General features: G+C 31.1%; 3 protein-coding genes. 2 read left to right on the top strand and 1 reads right to left on the bottom strand.

Annotated features, from left to right (window positions below; all coding sequences use genetic code 11):
- Together G468_RS23305 and cspE are read left to right on the top strand one after the other, a co-directional pair.
- A partial coding sequence (locus G468_RS23305; protein WP_026824205.1) for a phosphate-starvation-inducible PsiE family protein occupies window positions 1–293 on the top strand: 293 nt, incomplete at its 5' end.
- 214 nt (window positions 294–507) lie between these two features.
- Entirely contained in the window at window positions 508–723 is a 216-nt protein-coding gene (cspE, locus tag G468_RS0118445; protein ID WP_026824204.1) for a transcription antiterminator/RNA stability regulator CspE, read from the top strand.
- A 70-nt stretch (window positions 724–793) separates the two neighbouring features.
- Here cspE and G468_RS0118440 read toward each other — a convergent pair.
- The coding region (locus tag G468_RS0118440; protein WP_211229690.1) for a hypothetical protein at window positions 794–1,119 on the bottom strand (326 nt) is incomplete at its 5' end.

Raw genomic sequence — 1,119 nt, 5'->3', positions numbered from 1 at the left:
AACTCATTAACATCCCCGAAGCAGCACCGCTGCGCCGCTCACGCGTAGCGTGCTACGTTCAAGGGATCGTTAATTATTTTCTTTATTTTGAATTTATCGCATTAATAATTAAATATTTTAATTCTTTGTATCATTTTCCTTTACAATATTTTGTCTATATAGGTGTTACTGCTATCATTCGATTAATTATCGTAGAACATAAGGATTCATTTTCTGTATTGATTTATGCAATCTCGATATTATTTATGGTCTTAGCCTTGTATTTAGCTAACGCAAAACGTCTCGTAGAATAAATAAACTATTGATTAAAACGATAAAGTATGGCTTAATTAAATCTCTCTCTGGAGATTAACAATCTCTTTTTATTAGTAAAAAATTTTAAGTAATTCAAAATTTAGCGATATCAATACCTCTCTTCATTAATGAGTTCCTTTGGATTAAATACCATTAGTAAAATTATGTTAATCTTTGAGATTTTTGATTAATTAACAAAATTAAGGAACTTATATGTCAAGCATCAATACAGGTATTGTTAAGTGGTTTAACGCGGACAAAGGTTTTGGATTTATTTCACCTAAAAACGGCAGTCAGGATGTGTTTGTTCATTATTCTGCGATTCAGGGTAATGATTATAAAACGCTCTATGAAGGGCAAGAAGTAAACTTCTCAGTCGAAAGTGGCCATAAAGGACCTTCGGCAACTAATGTAATAGCCTTATGCTAGTACATTGATTTATATTATCGCATAGTATAAAGATAACTATGCGATAATCACATTTAGTACCTATTAAAAGTTAATCCCGATACTCTTTTTCTTTGATTTTTTGTTTTTTTTCTTCCTCATGATGATATGAAATATTTATCTCATCATTTTCTTTTTCCAGTTTCGATGGTTCTTCTTCAAGTTGAATATCCGGCATCTTTTCTTCATCATGTAAGCGTATTGATTCGAAAATTACATCTTTATTATCATCGACTTTTTTTAATTTATCTTCTTGAGGTAATTGCGGTGATACTTCATTATCCGGTTCATGGTTAGGAAATTGAATCGCTTTTAAAGTGAGTAGCAAAAGCCATCCCTTATTGCAAAAAGGAGATGGGGATCGATTTATTGTGTTTA

Source organism: Arsenophonus nasoniae DSM 15247, assembly GCF_000429565.1.
Taxonomy (GTDB): Bacteria; Pseudomonadota; Gammaproteobacteria; order Enterobacterales; family Enterobacteriaceae; genus Arsenophonus; species Arsenophonus nasoniae.
This window is presented reverse-complemented; position numbering and strand designations above follow the sequence as displayed.